Below are 583 nucleotides of genomic sequence, written 5' to 3' on the forward strand. Positions count from 1 at the left end.
GGACCTACGACTTTCCCTGCGGTGGTGTGGACCTCACCGCTGAGCCTGTCCTGCACGTACTCACGCAATCGACCGTTGATGACCATTTTGGCGACCCTGGGCCTGCGAGCACGACGCTCGGCATGCCATTGAGCTGTCGATGCTTTGTACTCGAGTCGGTAGGTTCGCGTTGACGCGTTCCGGCGCAGCTCCCGCGAGATCGTCGACGGGCTGCGGCCCAGACGGCGAGCAATTTCTCGGACTCCTTCGCCTTGTGCACGCCACAGCGCGATGTCCTCACGCTCGGACGAGGAGATGTACCGTCCAGAAACACTAGGGGGCAGTTGCGGATTCACTCCACCAGCATGCTTGAACCAACGATGAGCGACCGGCTCTGACACTCCGGCGGTAATCCCCGCGTCAACGGTTTTCGCTCCACCGGCGATCGCGATCCAGAAGTGAACCCGGTCTTCACGCCAGGCTATTGTCGGTCGCCCTGGTGAAGCGATCTGTCCTCGATATTCCCGGACTCGTTTCTGCCTCTCGATGGCTCTCATCGAACACCTCTATCGGGTAGGTGTTGCGACGACCGGTTGAATACGCC

1 protein-coding gene is annotated in these 583 nt (G+C 60.7%); it reads right to left on the reverse strand.

From position 1 onward, the window contains the following. The coding region (locus tag R4P65_RS33050) for a helix-turn-helix domain-containing protein (protein WP_317829702.1) at positions 1–536 on the reverse strand (536 nt) is incomplete at its 3' end. Positions 537–583 lie beyond the last annotated feature (47 nt).

The sequence above is a fragment of the Rhodococcus sp. IEGM 1318 genome (genome assembly GCF_033142465.1).
Classification (GTDB): Bacteria; Actinomycetota; Actinomycetes; order Mycobacteriales; family Mycobacteriaceae; genus Rhodococcus_F; species Rhodococcus_F qingshengii_B.